General features: G+C 58.7%; 13 protein-coding genes and 1 pseudogene. 1 reads left to right on the top strand and 13 read right to left on the bottom strand.

All coding sequences use genetic code 11. The features are described from left to right. Positions 1-47: 47 nt before the first annotated feature. Genes virB11 through ACSQ3Z_RS31750 form a run of 11 tightly spaced genes read right to left on the bottom strand, consistent with a single transcriptional unit; the run spans position 48 to position 9,472 of the window. Positions 48-1,088 carry a P-type DNA transfer ATPase VirB11 gene (gene virB11, locus ACSQ3Z_RS31800; protein WP_069091240.1) on the bottom strand — a complete coding sequence of 347 codons (1,041 nt, stop codon included), beginning with the start codon at positions 1,086-1,088 and terminating at the stop codon, positions 48-50. Further along, on the bottom strand, positions 1,072-2,211 hold the full coding sequence (gene virB10 / locus ACSQ3Z_RS31795) for a type IV secretion system protein VirB10 (RefSeq protein WP_136621949.1): 1,140 nt from the start codon (positions 2,209-2,211) through the stop codon (positions 1,072-1,074). Before virB10 ends, virB11 begins: the two co-directional genes overlap by 17 nt. Further along, positions 2,208-3,089, bottom strand: coding sequence for a TrbG/VirB9 family P-type conjugative transfer protein (locus tag ACSQ3Z_RS31790; protein WP_436175203.1), 882 nt, complete (start codon positions 3,087-3,089; stop codon positions 2,208-2,210). The genes virB10 and ACSQ3Z_RS31790 overlap by 4 nt, the downstream gene beginning before the upstream one ends. Next, positions 3,086-3,799 (bottom strand): type IV secretion system protein VirB8, encoded by a 714-nt coding sequence (locus tag ACSQ3Z_RS31785; protein ID WP_027033433.1) that lies wholly within the window; start codon positions 3,797-3,799, stop codon positions 3,086-3,088. Before ACSQ3Z_RS31785 ends, ACSQ3Z_RS31790 begins: the two co-directional genes overlap by 4 nt. Then, complete coding sequence (locus tag ACSQ3Z_RS31780) at positions 3,796-3,954, bottom strand: type IV secretion system lipoprotein VirB7 (RefSeq protein ID WP_080680416.1); 159 nt, start codon at positions 3,952-3,954, stop codon at positions 3,796-3,798. Before ACSQ3Z_RS31780 ends, ACSQ3Z_RS31785 begins: the two co-directional genes overlap by 4 nt. 26 nt (positions 3,955-3,980) lie before the next feature. Continuing rightward, a complete protein-coding gene (locus tag ACSQ3Z_RS31775; RefSeq protein ID WP_436175202.1) occupies positions 3,981-4,868 on the bottom strand; it encodes a type IV secretion system protein in 888 nt (295 codons plus the stop codon). 58 nt (positions 4,869-4,926) lie between these two features. Next, positions 4,927-5,601, bottom strand: coding sequence for a type IV secretion system protein VirB5 (locus tag ACSQ3Z_RS31770; RefSeq protein WP_436175201.1), 675 nt, complete (start codon positions 5,599-5,601; stop codon positions 4,927-4,929). 13 nt (positions 5,602-5,614) lie between these two features. After that, positions 5,615-7,984, bottom strand: coding sequence for a VirB4 family type IV secretion/conjugal transfer ATPase (locus ACSQ3Z_RS31765; RefSeq protein WP_027033430.1), 2,370 nt, complete (start codon positions 7,982-7,984; stop codon positions 5,615-5,617). Continuing rightward, positions 7,984-8,310, bottom strand: a complete 327-nt coding sequence (locus ACSQ3Z_RS31760; protein ID WP_006329140.1) for a type IV secretion system protein VirB3 — start codon at positions 8,308-8,310, stop codon at positions 7,984-7,986. Before ACSQ3Z_RS31760 ends, ACSQ3Z_RS31765 begins: the two co-directional genes overlap by 1 nt. Next, a complete protein-coding gene (gene virB2, locus ACSQ3Z_RS31755) occupies positions 8,310-8,675 on the bottom strand; it encodes a pilin major subunit VirB2 (RefSeq protein WP_032925931.1) in 366 nt (121 codons plus the stop codon). The genes ACSQ3Z_RS31760 and virB2 overlap by 1 nt, the downstream gene beginning before the upstream one ends. A 14-nt stretch (positions 8,676-8,689) precedes the next feature. Further along, positions 8,690-9,472, bottom strand: a complete 783-nt coding sequence (locus tag ACSQ3Z_RS31750; RefSeq protein ID WP_436175200.1) for a type IV secretion system lytic transglycosylase VirB1 — start codon at positions 9,470-9,472, stop codon at positions 8,690-8,692. A 1,304-nt stretch (positions 9,473-10,776) separates the two neighbouring features. Between ACSQ3Z_RS31750 and ACSQ3Z_RS31745 the strand changes: the two genes are divergently transcribed. Then, the gene (locus ACSQ3Z_RS31745; RefSeq protein ID WP_436175199.1) at positions 10,777-11,502 is read left to right on the top strand and encodes a response regulator; all 726 of its coding nucleotides are present in this window, start codon (positions 10,777-10,779) and stop codon (positions 11,500-11,502) included. An 89-nt stretch (positions 11,503-11,591) separates the two neighbouring features. On the opposite strand, the pseudogene ACSQ3Z_RS31740 reads toward ACSQ3Z_RS31745, so the two are convergent. After that, positions 11,592-12,048 (bottom strand): annotated as a pseudogene (locus ACSQ3Z_RS31740) (IS66 family transposase); the annotation flags it as partial. Between the two features lie 121 nt (positions 12,049-12,169). After that, positions 12,170-14,815 (bottom strand): Ulp1 family isopeptidase, encoded by a 2,646-nt coding sequence (locus ACSQ3Z_RS31735; protein ID WP_436175198.1) that lies wholly within the window; start codon positions 14,813-14,815, stop codon positions 12,170-12,172. Positions 14,816-14,945 lie beyond the last annotated feature (130 nt).

Raw genomic sequence — 14,945 nt, 5'->3', positions numbered from 1 at the left:
GCGTCGCATCACAATGGACTTATCGATGCAGAGACGTTGTTCTAGCCTTAGTGCTTGTTAAGGAGGTCGGTTACTGTCTCTCCCCGTCGCCGGGCATCGGCGGCAAGCCATACCTCTCCCACCTCGTACAGGTCACCTTGGGTGTGGAACGGCACAATGACGTCAACGGCAGCCGACAGCATGTCAAGAAGCGTTCGATCTTCCACAGCGGCTCCTTGCGGGCTGCTCTTGACGAGGGAAAAGAGCTTTTTGAAGCCCTGGACCGGATCAGCCCCATGGATCGTTGATATTGATCCCGCATGGCCGGAGACGACTTCGCTAAGGTAGGCCCATGCAGCATCATCGCGCATCTCGCCGAGCAATATTCGATCAGGGCGCATGCGCAAGCTCGCTTGCAGCAGTTGCTCGGCTGTCACCGCACCTACGCCGGCTCGGTCCTTTGGATAGAGTAACCGGACATGGTTCTCGTGCGGGATTACAAGCTCCAGCGTGTCCTCGATACTTATCAGTCTCTCTTGCGGGGGTATAGCGTTGATCAAAGTCTTGCTCATTGTCGTTTTGCCGCTTCCAGTAGGTCCGCAAAGCAGCATCGTGAGCCGTCCCGAAACACACGCTTGCAAAAACTTCTCCAAGTCACCATCGTCGTATTGCTGAAGAATAGTTTCGTCCTGCCGCTCTTGGCGCTGTTTTCGTGACCGCCATTGATTCCAACGTGAGTATTCGTAGCGAGAAGAAACTTCCTTCAGTTCGGTCACACGACTTGAAGGACGCCGTATCGTCAGGCTTACTGTTCCTGAGGGAACAGCGGGCGGCAAACAGATCTGCAGCCGCTCTCCGTTCGGCAGCTCAGTCGCACAGAGGGGGCTTTGCGGTCCGACATCTTGCTTGCGCAGCGCTCCAGCGAGAATCGCGATGTCCTCCAGATCGTTATAACCTAGCGGTAGCGGATGTTTCGTGAAGACGCCGGCTTGTCGCACAAACGCTTCCCCAGGCCGGTTGATAGCGACCTCTTCGGTCCTCGGCTCCTCAAGCCATTTCAGAACGGGGTCGAGAAGCAAACGCAATTGAGGGTCAGCCTCCGATCGCATTGTTGTCTCTCCGGCGTTGGCGATGTTGGGGGGCTGGCGCCACGACAGTTGCCGTGAGACCGTATACATCCGAGAAATCGAGGTCGCGAGCCACAAAGATGGATACAGCATCTCCCTGGTTTTTCTTCAGGGTTGGCGGAATGTTGACCGTCGCTCTCAGTGTCGTCTCGACGGCTTGTCCGCCATTGCTCTGGAAGCTGTTGATGCCGCTTCCTCCGCCAGAGCTCGCCGCGTATTGACCGGCCGCCTGGAACGCGCCTTGAAGGACGCTCATCAGCATTGCTCCGCCAAAGCGTTCCCGGAAGTGATTATCCACCGTGCCAGGCACTCCGGAGCGGCCGAGCTCGTCAGCACCCGGCGATGCTATCGAAACGAGGGCATGGTCAGGTGTTTCGATGCGCGTCCACAGCACGAAGACACGCGCATCCCCCTGTTCGAGACCGTGCTGGATCTCGCCAATCACGGTCGTCCCACGATCCAAGAGCACGACATTGTTGGTGGCGCCGCGGACGTCTTTAGGTAAGACGCACTTCACATAGCCGGGTAAATTTGTGTCGACCGCCGTTTGCAAAAGGCAAGGAATGATCGTTCCCTGAGTAATCACGAGATCAGGGTGCGGCAAAAGTGTGGCCCGGCTCGGCTCCTGTATATCTGGCTTCAATCGGCCTGACAGATCGCCACCGATCGAGATCTCATCCGCGGTCGCGGGAGCATCCTTGTGGTCGTCTTCGCTCCGCTGAGCCACGTCGGGCTTTTGACTGCCGCTGCTGTAGGCGAAAATTGGTGATTCCTCGGGCGGCGGTTCAGCTGCCGCGGGTTGCGGTGTGGATGGCGCAGGATCTGCCGCCTGCGCCGCCTTTGCAGGTGCTGGAGGTTCGGGAGCAAGCTCAATAGGCACGGGGCGGAACGGCTCGGCGTTGGGGGAAATTGGCGGGTTTGGCTGAGAGGGTTCGTCTTGTGTGCTGGGACGACTTCCGAGCCAGATGAGCGACAGAGATGAGATGAGAACAAGACCGGCGACGGCCAATTTCTGTGGTCCCGAAACATGCCGGCGGGCCGGCTCCGAGACCAACGATGCGGATGCATTTACATCGTGTCCCGACTGTGGGCCGGTTTCATTCATCGGCCCGAGCCTTTCAAAACGCGCCACACGTCGGGTCTCACTGTACCGGTGCCCGGCGCTCGTCCAACAGGATCATATGCCCTGTTGAAAATCGACAATACCGTATTGCCATCTCTCAGACGCCATTCCCGGGCGACTGCGGCTACTTCAACAAAGTCGCCTTTGACTGTGAAGTTGGCAGCGGCTTCCTTGCCGTCGGGATTGATAATGTAGAGGGAGGGTATACGGGAATTGCTTGCGAAGCCAAATACGGTGGTAAAGCCATTGTCGAAAACCTGCAGCGGCGCTAGCGATCGATCGCCCTTTGCGACGTAGTGAAAATTGCTTTCGTCGGAACTGGCAGTTGTACCGGGCCGATTCAACAAATCCTGAACCCTCTGTTCCTGCAGCACCTTTGCCCGGGCCTGACCAAGAATCGAGCGCTTTTCTGCTGCCTGTCTCAAAGCAGCGGCCTCATCACCGGGATAGGTGAACTGCACACTGTAGTATAAGTCAGGTTGCTGCTCATCTAGTTTTGGCATCGCTCTCGTTGAAATGCTGAAGACATATCTGCGGGTACCGGACTCACTGTCGGCCAGAACGACGACCGGCTGCGGCGGCAGGATCCGGCTGGCCTTAAAGAACAGGTAGTTGGCGCGTGGGAGCGCAGCCAAGTCTTTGCTATTGGAAACGGCCACGGCTGCGACGGTCTCGTTGGCCGCGAATGTGACGACCAGCGTTGCCCCCACCGCGGTCGACAGGCGCACCACTTCGTCGGGACGGTAAGCCAAGTAGCGCATCCGCGCATCATGCTTGCCGGCAAGCGGGGTGTCTTCCGCGGAAGCCTCCAGCGTTAAGAGTAGTGAACAGGCCAGTGCCAGAAACGCTCTTTTTGTCATGGCTGCACGTCACCCAGGTTCGACACGCTATCTTCCGAGGTTTGATAGGAAGTGACGAGTAGACCTCCCGGATTGGTGAGCCTTGATTGGGCAGGCAGATCTGTCAGGCGCTCGTAGCGGATGGTTGCTGTCCAGGTGGTCACCAACGGCATCTGCCCATCGATGGAAAGGGTGCGTTTGTATCGGATCTGTTGAACGTCCGGACTGATGTCGTTTGAGGAAATATGCCCGACTTCGAGCTTGCCGAGCTTGCCGACTGTGACTTGCGGCGAGGTGGGATTCGGATAATTGAAGAAATCTTGATATTGCTGCCGCACAGCCGGTGCGCTGAAACTGGATACGAGGTCATAGCCGTATTGGGCGGAATCGGCTGTGTAGCTCTCGCGCAGGCGTACATATTCCCACAGCGAAGCATTTATGACGGCTCGCTCTTGGGTTGCCGGCAGTCGAGAGACTGACACTTCGCTGTCAACTGTTCCATCCGGGCGTACCCAGAGGAACACAGGTACGAGCTTGGCCAACGGGACCATGGCAGCGATGGTAAATGCCTGCGCAACATTTCCTAGGACCGCCGCTGCCGCAAAGGCTATGAGGGCCTTTGACAGGCGCCGCGCAGACTTCGCTCGTGAAGTTTGAAACGCTTCCACCTTCTTATAGTGGGCGGCTAGCGTTTCTCTCTCCACCAGAAGGGCATGTTCAGGAAATTTCACTTGGGCTCTTTCGCACATTCGACTTGAAGATCTTCAGGGGAGGTTTCCCATTGTCCCACGTTCAGTTGGAATGGCGAACCCGTGCAAGTCGCAAGCTTATCGGTTGTCTTGCAGGCCGCCAAAGCCAGTATTGACAAAAGTAGATAGTATTTCATGTTGAGGTACCGCCCTTGTCGATTGATTAACCACCTGCCGTTTTGGCAATGCGGCGATTGAGGCTGCTAAGAGATTGGTTCGCACCTGCCCAAGAACCGCCGGCTATGCTGCTGGCGATCGTCGGAAGCGCGACGATCAAAGCGTCACCAGCTAGGAAAAGCATATCGAGCTCGTAAAGCCCGATGATCTTGGCTGCTGTCGTACCCTTGTATTTGATCACCGCAAGCATGACTCCCAGCGCGACTGATTCGGCCGCGATAACTATCGTTGCAACGATGTTGAGGAGGACAAGCAGCAGCCCGTATGAGAGCAGTTGGCCGATCCATCTGGTAGCCATGTCTCGAGTGTGATCAAAAAGATAGCCTACAAGAACGAGGGGGCCGATCGCCAGGAGCACCTTCGTCAGAATTCCAACGGCATCATAGATCTCGAACGCTGTCCAGAGCGAGCCGTACAAAATCCATTGCGCTCCCTGGAAGGCAAGTATGTCCTGCTGATTCATTGGCCCAATTTCGGAAGCAATCCGCTGAAAGGCACTCTGACTTGCAGCGAACATTACGTCGAGCTTCTGGGGGATACCGATGAAGGGCAAGGCGCTTCCGCTGATCTGGTGGGCAAGCTTTGGAATCGTGTCGTCGAAGACCGATTCAATGTACAGCTGATAGTTGGCCTGCCCTAAGATGAGGGCGACGACAATCGATACCGTGACTACGCGCGAGATACCTCCGCGCGCGTCGACTTGACCGCGCATGACCAGAAAGCCTTGGATTATGATCCAGAGCGTGACGCACGCAACCAGAGGCGCACTGACCGCCTCTTGGACGTTTCCAATCACTTTGTGCAGCCCCACCGTAAAGGCCCCATGAAAGATCGCGTGTATGGCCGTGAATGGCGCAGGAATTCTGAAAACCATTGCGTGAACCTTATTTTGCCCCTGATCAGCGCAGATGAGCCGGATGAACTAAGCGTCGCTACTCAAACATTCTGGCGGTGTCCTGGCGTTCGCGACGCTGCATCGCGGCCTCCTCTGCGGCGTGAAGGCTCGCTTGTGCAGTGGCCATCGTCAGCAGACTCGTGGCCTGGACATTTTGGATAATCGCATCATGAATCTGCTTGAGGACCAGACCGTTGGTGACGGTGGCCTGCACAATATTTCCCGAGCGGGAAAGCTGACCAAGCGTGTTGTCGTTGGCCTTAAGGCGCTTGTCCATTACGCCCAGAGTGTCGGCCGCAAGAGCTGCGGCATTGATGGCACCAGCGATTTGTCCCTGTAACAGTTTCGCTTCTGAATCCGTGCCGTCGACTTTCCGGTTTGGGTTGTCCGCAATTGCACGCGCTTTAATCGAAGTTGGCGCCTGACCCTCAAACATCTGCCTCTCAAGCTGATTGCCCGACGGGTAGTGATTTCCTTGGTTCAGTGAACTTAGCAGCCCCGTGACACCGAATGACGACTTTAGTATCTCCACCATTTCCATCGTGGAAGCGAGCGTCTGGGCTGACTTTATCAGGATCTGCGCAGTGGAAACCGCTGTTAAGCCCGCTTGTGTTACTACCGCCGGGTCGATGACGACAAATTGCGACCGGGCCTGTCCGCTAAACAGAAAGGAAGCGGCAAGCGTCGTTGCTGCAAGCGTGGGAAATCTCATGAATATTCCTCCGTCAGTCTTGAATTTCGTTGTAACGAGCCATGAACTTGTCGAGCCACGCACTTGGGGCATCTCCGTGCTGGTCACGAAGCTGGTCGACAAAGCGCACGGTGTTGGCCCGCCCCGAGAGTACGGCTACATACTCGCGCATCTGGCCAAGATCGAATTCGCAAACAACACTCCCGCTCTCGCGCTTGAGCAAAAACTTGCGGCTGCCAATTGCCATTCCCTGGCGGATTGCCTCGAACTCCTGCGTGGTGCACTTCAAGCCATCGACATACGCGGCCCGGTCGGCCGTCGGTGATGGGTAGAAGATCTTGGTCATGCATTGTGCAACGAGACTGGCCCCGAGGGGCGATTCAAGCACGTGTTCAGGCTGCTGCGTTGCGAGTATCAACATGCCGTTGTTCTTGCGGACGGTGAGCAGGAACTTGTCGATAACAGCCGAGAACTGCGGGTTGAGCAGATAGAAGCGAAATTCGTCGCAGCTCATGACGAACCGACGGCCATCGACAACAGCGCCCACGCGGTGCAGAAGATATGCGGCGGCCGGCGCACAGACCTCCTCAAATTCCAGGAGCTGCGTCATGTCGAAGCCGGTAATGGAGGCATCCAGCCTGACTTCGTCCTCATCGCCGTCAAAGGCCCATCCAAGCGCATTCCCTCTACACCACCGCTGCAGCCGTGCTCCCGCGCCCTCCGAGGGGCTGTGCAGCAGGAATTCGCGCAGGCCCGCAAGTGAGCGCATGGCGGGTTCGAACGAAAGTTGACGAAGAATTCCACGTTCCAGTCGACGGCTTTCCTCCGGCGAGATCGGACCACGGCCATCACTCTCGATGAGGGCCATCAGCCATTCGCGCAGAAAATCCAACGAGGCGGAGGTGTTGTCCAGTCCGCGCAGAGGGGCCAAGCCGCTCGGAGCGCCTCTGCGCAACGCAAGGTATGTCCCTCCCGTGGCTCGCACCAGCAGTTCACCACCCCGGTCTTTATCGAAAAAGACGATGGCGCCATTGCGATCGACCACGCTTTGCTCAAGCATCGCGAGGATAAAGGTCATCAGCGTCGTCTTGCCTTTGCCGACGGGTCCGAATATCGCCGTCATGCCGACGTCATTCTCATGGGGGATGTAGTCGAAAGACGTTCCACCGTTTGTGCGAAAGCGCGCAACAGCTTTGCCCCAGTGGCCGGAGCTGGAACCGCTGGGGAAGTTCTCAAATGAGACAAGCCCGGCAAAATTGTACGAGGTGATCGCCCCGGGGCGCGTGCGCCACCTGTTGTTCCCCGGGAGTTGGGACCAGTACGCGGCCTCCATGCCGATACCCTCTTGGACGATAACGGCGCCTGTGTCGGCCAGCCTTGCGCGCGCATTTGCTGCGCGATCTGCAAGGCTATTGAGGCTGTCGCCATAGACGCACAGGCTCAGATGATGCGAACCCATGACGAACTCGTTGCTTGCCAGTGCGTCCTCTGCCTCGGCAAGTTCATTGATCTGGGTGAGAGCCTTGTCGCCGGCGCTCGTCATCTGGCTGGATTTAAGGCTAAGCTTCGCATGAGCTTGTGGCCGAGTGAGGAAGGAAAAGCTCTGGCTCAGGACAAGCGGGAAGTTGGCGGACAGTAAGGGATTTAGCATGCCTGGCCGCGTCGTCGCCGGATATTCACGGAACGAAAACAATGATCCCACGGAGCTATCCCCGGGTCTTCGAATCTCAAGCGCCCGCTTCCCGCAGATGACCCGATCAGTGTAGATCGAGGCGCCAAGCGAGCCGGTAACCATCGGAACCGGAAGAAACCGGCAAGTCATTATCAGCCGAAGCGCCTCACCAATTTCCGTGAAGAGCACGTTGCCTTTCTCGCGAATACCCAACCGGCGCAGACCGTAACCGCCGAGTGAGCCAGCAATGATCTGCCAGAGGTCCTCCAGGCTTCGCAGTTGTGTGGCCAGATCGTTGTCATTCCGTCTGGGGGATTTGGCAATGCGCCAGCCGATCTTACCGATTGCGGTGCGGGGGGACACGACGATAGTGAGGAAGTGATCGTTGCGAAAGAGCTTGCCCGACAGCACATGGCGCTCATAGGCCTCGCTCAGACTGCCAGCAAATGCACTTTGAAACTGGCGCGATGCCGGCTCCGGCACATCGTTGTTGCGCACAAGATGAGCGTATAGCGTGACATTGTCATCCGCGATGTTGCGCAAGAGAGTGTTGAACGCGCGGCAGCGCGAATTGCGCATCTCTGCGTCTTCCAAATCAAAGGGCAGGCCGTTCACGTGTGCCATGGCCATGATCGATCCGTCTTCCAGCAGGACAACCTGATCGCTGAGATGACCGACATACGGAAGATAGATCTCGCCAGATCTCTCGGTCCGGCCACTGGCGCCAAACATTACACCATTCCTCTTCCGCGTTTCGGCACTCTGATCGGATTGACGCTGACGCTCGCGCCACCCCAGACCGGCCCGTCCACGCTTCTGCCGGCCGTCTGCAAATAGAGGAGCGCTACGCTTGCGGCGTTATAGTCACGCTCAACCACCAGCCGTGCCCCGAACCAGAGTGGCACGAGCACGATTTCATAAAGTGGGTTTTGAAGGACAATGATGACGAGACCAGCCAACATCATCAGCAATCCGGCCAGCGTCAGCGGCACCCCCAGAAACAGTGCGGGACGTGTCGCCGCCACATAGAGGGTGCTCACTTCCAACCGGTCGCTCATCAGCCACCGCCTATGAGCGCCTTGCCCAGGAAGCTTGCGCCGAACATGATGACGATCCCTCCAACGACACCCGCAACCAAGCCAAGTGAAGCACGACCGAACATCCAAGAGATGCCGATGGCCACGAGTCCGAGCACCGCCAGTGATTGTCCGAAGGGGCCAAGTATGAAGGTGCAGATATTCTGGACCATCTTGGCGGGATCCGTCCCTCCGGTCACCTGAGCCGAGGCTGGCCCGATGGAGAAGACCGTCCACGCGGCGCCTGCAGCAGCGGCCGGTACATATTCAGCCGTCGTGCGCAGCATGGAAAAAGGCGAAGGAACACGCGTTTTAAGCGCACGAAGTATTTTGAATGGCTTCATCATTGTATCTCCATGGTTCAATCGAATACGAGTTTGTTCGGGTTCGAGGGTTCCCGCTCTTCCGCAGCCTGGCTGCCTGTCGGGCCGGAGGGATCGGCCCCGGAGCGGTTTGACTCATACGAGCCCCAGATGTCCCAAGAATTTTGGTTGGGCTGCTTTCCATTGGCCTGTTGGCTCTGTTGGAGCAGAGGCGGCACGGCTTTCCTACCGGATGCCTCAAGGTGTGGCGCATCTGGAGCGGTCGGCTCCAGCGTTCGCTCGAGATGACTCGCGATGTCCTTTGCAGCCGACTCGACCTTGCGTACATAACCGTTGGTGAAGCCACGCGTGACGTCGCCCGTGTTGTAGGCCGAGATGGCACGGCGAAGCGCCAGTTGCTGCGCCGGAGCAGTCGTGCCGCCGGCATACCGGCTTTCAAGCAAGTGGGCGGCGGCCGATAGCGAGGCGCAGGGCTCGAAAGCCTTTTCCGGCGTGAGATTGAGGAAGGAAAAGTTCTTGCTGTTTATCTGCATCAATCCGACATCGACAGAATGTTGTGCTTCGAGGCGGTTCTTGATGCCCCGCGTCGCTTCCAGGCGGTCTATCCAGCGAAGCTGCTCACCTGTGGTGTTGTCATGAGCCACCAGCGTTTCAAAGCCACTTTCAATTTTGGCAATCGCGGCGAGCGTGGACGGCGCAACCCAGGGAGCGCATTTGCGCGACAGGCGGTGGAATTCACGGGGCGAAAGTGGCGCGGGCTCGGCTGGGAATGACATGGATGTCAACAGGGCGATGGCCAGCGGCCAAGCTGCAATAAACATTCCTATCCCCTACCTTTCGAAGCGTCAGGACCGGTTCTGGCCCTGTCCGGCACGCGCTTATCGGGCAGGTTTGTTACTGCGTGATGTTCAAGTTCAGCTTTTTCGGTTTCAACTGAAGCAAAGAGCTTGTTCGTGTCCGGGTGCATGGGCACCTTGCGCATGCGCGGGTTGCGCGGGCGCGATCAGCCGGCACATCTCGACCATCGTGGTGGATCATTCCAGCGCGGGATTGCCCGTCCCGGCCGTCCGTTGCTCCTGCAGCGTCAACCGCGACTTGGCATGGGCGGTGATGGAACCTTGTGTCAGCGCCTGGCCGAAGGACAAAATGGCGAGCTTGGCGGGTTCATCTCAGGCTGCGGAAGCTTGGGTCGATCGAACGCGAGAACCGACTAGGGCGCCGAGCTGCCCAATGTTGCGGCATGCTGCCGTTGTTGCAAGAGACAGCCATGCGCCCTGCATACTCAGGCATTGGTTGAAACCGCGAGTTCGTCCGCGAAGCTCGTCGGAGGCGCAAATACGCGGGACGAGGGTCAACTGGGAAGACGTGGCGGCGCAGCCGGCCTGGTGCGAGACCTGGTTCAGTTGTTCGGCCGCGCCGCGAACTGGTGGTCACGCACAATCCCATCGGCAGAAACCGCAGGCGGATTGACGCAGTCCGACAGCGCTCTCGACAAGTACAGTGACAGGCTCAAAAGGAAGGTATTGCATCAACCGAGAAATGTTAGCTCGCAAGGTAGCCGTAACCGTAACCGGACCTGCCGATCGCCGGGAACAGGATTGGCGCCGCCGGCCACCTCCCAATGACCTGCCTTGGGCAGGAGACATACCGTTGGCACAAGGCCACTATAGCGAATCACGGCCGTTCTTCGTCCAACCGCCTCTGCGATCAGTCAACCGCCGCGCTGCTCCCCGCGTCCGAGCCGCACGCACGAGCGGGAGGATTTCGAGGTGATCCAGGTCCGCAAGCGCCAGAAACGGGAAGAAGATGCAAGGACATGGCAAGCGACCGGGCGTCCGTGCCGTCGTAATCAAGTGGTGTTGGCAGGCCTACACCAACGGCGGAGCTCGCCAATTAGCGAAGGACCACTCGGCAGGGTCATACCGGCGCTTGCAGCTGTGTGGTGGCCACCGGCTGCCTGGATGCGATCAATTCGCTGTGGATGAAAAGACCAGGCCGAGCAACGGCCTCACATTGGCCGCACGCACCGGCGAGTGGTAGCAAGGGGCAGCTGTCCTGCGTTGGTGCCCCAAGGGTTGCTCGGCAACAGCTTTAGACAAGGGGATTCAAGATTGAAGGTGAGCCGTTGAAACATGTTCTTGTCATTGACGATGATGCCGCAATGCGACGCCTCATCTCCCAGTATCTCATGATGCATGCCTTGAAGGTGACCGCAGTCAACGATAGCAAGCAGTTTAACTACGTTCTATCGCATGAGCCAGTTGATCTCGTGGTTGTTGACCTCAACCTAGGCCGGGAGGATGGGCTTGCCATCGTCCGCAACCTGGCGACAAAATCGGATTTACCCATCATAGTGATCAGCGGCGACCGGCTTGATGAGGCGGAAAAAGTCGTTGCGCTTGAGCTCGGCGCAACCGATTTCATCCCCAAGCCTTTCGGGCTGCGCGAGTTCTTGGCCCGCATTCGAGTAGGGCTACGCCAGCGCATTTCCAGTCCGCGGACGAAAGATCATCGCTCATTTCGGTTCGGAGCCTGGAAGCTCAGCGTCAAGCAGCGGCGACTGATCTGTGCGGAGCGTGGCGAAGTCAAGCTTACCGCATGTGAGTTCAACCTGCTGATCGCGTTCCTGGAGAACCCCCGCAATGTCCTATCCAGAGAACGGCTTTTGCTCGCGAGCCGTGTGCGTGGAGAAGAGGTCTACGATCGAAGTATCGATGTCCTAATCTTGCGCTTGCGCCGAAAGCTGGAGGCTGATGCGGCCAATCCAAGGCTAGTCAAGACATGCCGTGGTGCAGGGTATTTCTTCGACGCTGACGTAGACGTTAGCTACGGAGGAACCTTGGCCGCGTGACAGGAGCTATTCTGGAGATTGGCTGACGAGGCTGATGAAGCGTGGCGGTGTTTTCTGGCGGCCCTTAGCTCGGCGCCTGGATGTCGGACCCAAGGCAGCATCTCGTCGATCTGGCTGGATAGGCTGTTGACGATCCTGGTGGTGAGGACGTCGGCGAGATAACCGAGTGACTCGACACCATTGAGCCTGCAGCTTTCGATCAGCGACGCAATGACTGCCCAGTCACCGCCGTTCGAGCCGGCGAAGAGCGCGTTCTTGCGGACGGATTGAGCGCTCGACGGTGTTGTTGTCGATCTCGGTGCGACTGTCGTCAACGAAGCGCGAGAGGCCTTCGCAGCGTGAGAGCGTGTAGCGGATTGCCTCGGCGACCTTGGTCTTCTGACCGATCAGGCCGAGCTTTCACGCAGCCAAGGTTCAAGATGGCGACAATAGCGCGGCTATTTTCCCGACGCGTCGCACGGCGTTCATCGGCCGATCGGCCGCGGATATCGTCCTCGATCTTATTGAGGCGGGCGATCGTCTCAGCGCCTCGCTGGCGATCGGCGAGTTCCAGGCCTACATCGCCTTCCAACAGTGCCAGTCTGATCAATTACGGCGAGAGCTACCGGTCCGGAGATCGCATCAGCCTCTCCGTCGCCAAAAGAGCTGTTCTGCTTAGCCGTCGAGCTCAACGCCCAGCGTCGGAGCGCTCTCTGCTCCTGAAGGAAGCCATGAGGTCCGCTCGGGCTTGATCGGAGGCTTGGCCGATAGACGTTGTGTTTGCGTCGCTCGGCTGCCGCCCGATGGCGAGGCTTTGCGAATTGTCAGTCCTCTGCCTTTTCGCCGGTCTCAACGGCGCTGTGTAACGTTCAGTGTTGATGATGACGCCCCCGCTGTTCACGCGGTTGCTCCTGTGCAGTGTACTCGTCAGCTTGTCCTCGGCCTCGCGCGTCTGGCCCAAGTGCCGTTCCAACGGCGCTGGCGGGACCTGTCTGGCTTGCTGCTCTTGCAAGGCGGCGTGTTGCACCTGCGACCCGGCTGCTGCCAAAGCTTCGGCGGGGCTTGCGGCAAGCTCGTGCGGCAAGCGCCCCTCTCTCAGTCGGTTTTGCAGCGCCTGCCGATCGGCGACGAGGTAGTTGAGGTGCAGCGGCAGCTGCTGGTCTGGCCGCTCTTCGTTCGCCAATCGACGAACCAGCTCGCGCGTGCCGTCCACCACGAAGACGCCGCAGTCAACAGCGTTTTTCTGCTGCGCCATGTCGGGTGTTACCAGGGTCGCGTCCAGTCTTGTAGCGAGCTTTCGTGCAGGCGCGTCGTTGTATCGCTGTTCATTTTGCTGGATGGAGTCGTAGTGATAGGCGACCGCTCTTTCCGGATCGCGGCGATCTACGAGGAGCAGCGACCAATGGGTGCCGCGGTCAATACCCACCCCATCGTTCACTGGCACGAACAGGAAGTCGGATGGGCCGGCGTTTCGATCATAAATCGACTGCAATGTGCCTCGCGCGTCTTGCTGCTCCATGTGGCGCAGCAGATGGGAGACCGACGGATCGACCAGCCGCGTCCGGGCGGCGAGCGCTGGATCAGCCTGCTGCAGCTGCTGCTCGAGGAATTCGTAATCCCTCTGGATATGTTCGTCGCCCAGCAGTTGGGTGGCCTCGAGCACCGCCCCCCGGGGGAGGTTGGACGAGCCTGACGGAAGGGCTCCGATGTGTGCATCGGAGGAGGTGGTCAGATCGACCAACGGAACGCCGAGATGGGTGTCTGAGAGCCTGGCGGTCGCTGGCAAGGCGGGTCCCGGAGCCCTTACCGATACTGCTGCCGCTCCAGCTTCCCTCATCGCACCGCGATGGAGGAGCCAAACGTCGTTGCCCCCCTCCGGCCTCCGGGCGGTGTAGCCGTGACCATTAATATCGAAGTGCCATTCCGGCTTTTCCGCATCCGGCAAGAGGCCATGGCGGTTCAAGAAAGGGAGCATCGCGTCTGGGACGCGTTGAGTCCCATGGGAGAAGCCTTTGGGGGCGGCGGATGAGACGTTTATAAAGTCCTCGATCGCAGCGGGGGGTGCCTCAGACCTTGCGGAGGGCGCCTCCGCATGCAGCCTTCCGATGTGTTCGGCCCCTGTCCCTTGAACCGGTACCCCTTCCAATGGCAATTCACCCAACTGCCGGATGGGGGGGTGCATCGGCACGCGGCCGCCTTCGCTCGGCGGCTGCTGAATGGCGATGCTTTGCGGATTATCAGTCCCCTGCCTCTCCGCCGGCCGCAACGGCGCCGTCGAATGTTCATTGTTGATGATGAACCGCTCGGGTGGCAGGAGGTTGCCCTGGTCAAGCGCATCCGGCCAGGGCCGGTGTTGGCTGACAGCTAACGCTGGCGGGGCGGCGGCCTCAACTCCGGCGTGCCCAGAGCCGGCCGCTGCCAAAGCGTCCGCCACGATCCTGTCTGACGCAGGCTTCGCATCGCGAACCCGTTCAAGCGCCAAGCGGAGAAAATCGTTGCCTGGAAACAACACCTCGGCGAATTCGATCCGCGAATCATGATCCAGCCCAGAGATCGTCTGGCCCCGCCTCTCAAGCGCCTCAGAAAATCTGCGAAGACTACGACCATAGGCAACACGGGTGCTTGGGGCCAAGCTGCTGTCACTGGTCACTTGTTCCAAGACATGCGCATCTGCCTTTGAAGGCACCGTCACTGGCCACCGGCCAGTCGCTGAATAGCCCGGCTCATGATACGCACGCAGGACGTTCAACGCCGGCCTTATATCCCTTATGTCAGTGTCTTTCGGAAAGAAGGTATTGAGGTGATCGACCAGGGATTGGTGATTTTTTAGATCAGTCGCTTGGCCACGAGCACCGAGATCATTCGCCAATCGGCGAAGCGCATTCGAGTATATTCGCAGCGTCGGCGCGCTATGGTGTTGCTGAGCCTCAGCATGGGCGATCGCCTTATCAATCACGTCCCGGTGTTCGTCGGACAAGTGGGGATAGCGGTTAGCCGGGGCACCAACAGTCGCTGAATAGCCCGGCTCATGATAGGCACGCAGGACGTTCAACGCCCTCTTCATATCATCGTTTTTCGGAAAGAAAGCATCGAGGTGATCGACCAGGGATTTGTGATCTCTTAGATCAGTCGCTTGGCCACGAGCGCCGAGATCATTTGCCAATCGGCGAAGTGCATACCTGTATTTTAGGACCGTGCTCTCGCTATATTTTTGCTGAGCCGCAGCGTGGGCGATCGCCTTATCGATAAGGTCGCGGTGTTCGTCGGACAAATGGCGATAGCCGGTGGCACGGGCGCCACTCGCGACAGGTTCGGCTCGGCGCGGCTCGGCCACGTGCTGCTCAAAACCCGCTTGCCGCGCTTGGCCAGCATCCGGCAAGGGGCCAGGGCGGTCCAAGAAAGAGAGCATCGCGTCTGGGACGCGTTGAGTCCCATGGGAGAAGCCTTTGGGGACGGCGAATGAG

The sequence above is a fragment of the Mesorhizobium sp. LjNodule214 genome (genome assembly GCF_964252735.1).
In the GTDB taxonomy this organism is placed as follows: Bacteria; Pseudomonadota; Alphaproteobacteria; order Rhizobiales; family Rhizobiaceae; genus Mesorhizobium.
Note: the sequence above shows the minus strand (reverse complement) of the source record. Positions and strands in the feature narration are given on the sequence as shown.

Coding starts and splice junctions, on each gene's coding strand:
- ACSQ3Z_RS31765 (WP_027033430.1), bottom strand. CDS start 7,984: ATGTTTGGCGCCAGTGGCCGGACCGAGAGATCTGGCGAGATCTATCTT.
- virB11 (WP_069091240.1), bottom strand. CDS start 1,088: ATGCGATCGGAGGCTGACCCTCAATTGCGTTTGCTTCTCGACCCCGTT.
- virB10 (WP_136621949.1), bottom strand. CDS start 2,211: ATGAATGAAACCGGCCCACAGTCGGGACACGATGTAAATGCATCCGCA.
- virB2 (WP_032925931.1), bottom strand. CDS start 8,675: ATGATGAAGCCATTCAAAATACTTCGTGCGCTTAAAACGCGTGTTCCT.
- ACSQ3Z_RS31750 (WP_436175200.1), bottom strand. CDS start 9,472: ATGTTTATTGCAGCTTGGCCGCTGGCCATCGCCCTGTTGACATCCATG.
- ACSQ3Z_RS31780 (WP_080680416.1), bottom strand. CDS start 3,954: ATGAAATACTATCTACTTTTGTCAATACTGGCTTTGGCGGCCTGCAAG.
- ACSQ3Z_RS31775 (WP_436175202.1), bottom strand. CDS start 4,868: ATGGTTTTCAGAATTCCTGCGCCATTCACGGCCATACACGCGATCTTT.
- ACSQ3Z_RS31790 (WP_436175203.1), bottom strand. CDS start 3,089: ATGACAAAAAGAGCGTTTCTGGCACTGGCCTGTTCACTACTCTTAACG.
- ACSQ3Z_RS31760 (WP_006329140.1), bottom strand. CDS start 8,310: ATGAGCGACCGGTTGGAAGTGAGCACCCTCTATGTGGCGGCGACACGT.
- ACSQ3Z_RS31770 (WP_436175201.1), bottom strand. CDS start 5,601: ATGAGATTTCCCACGCTTGCAGCAACGACGCTTGCCGCTTCCTTTCTG.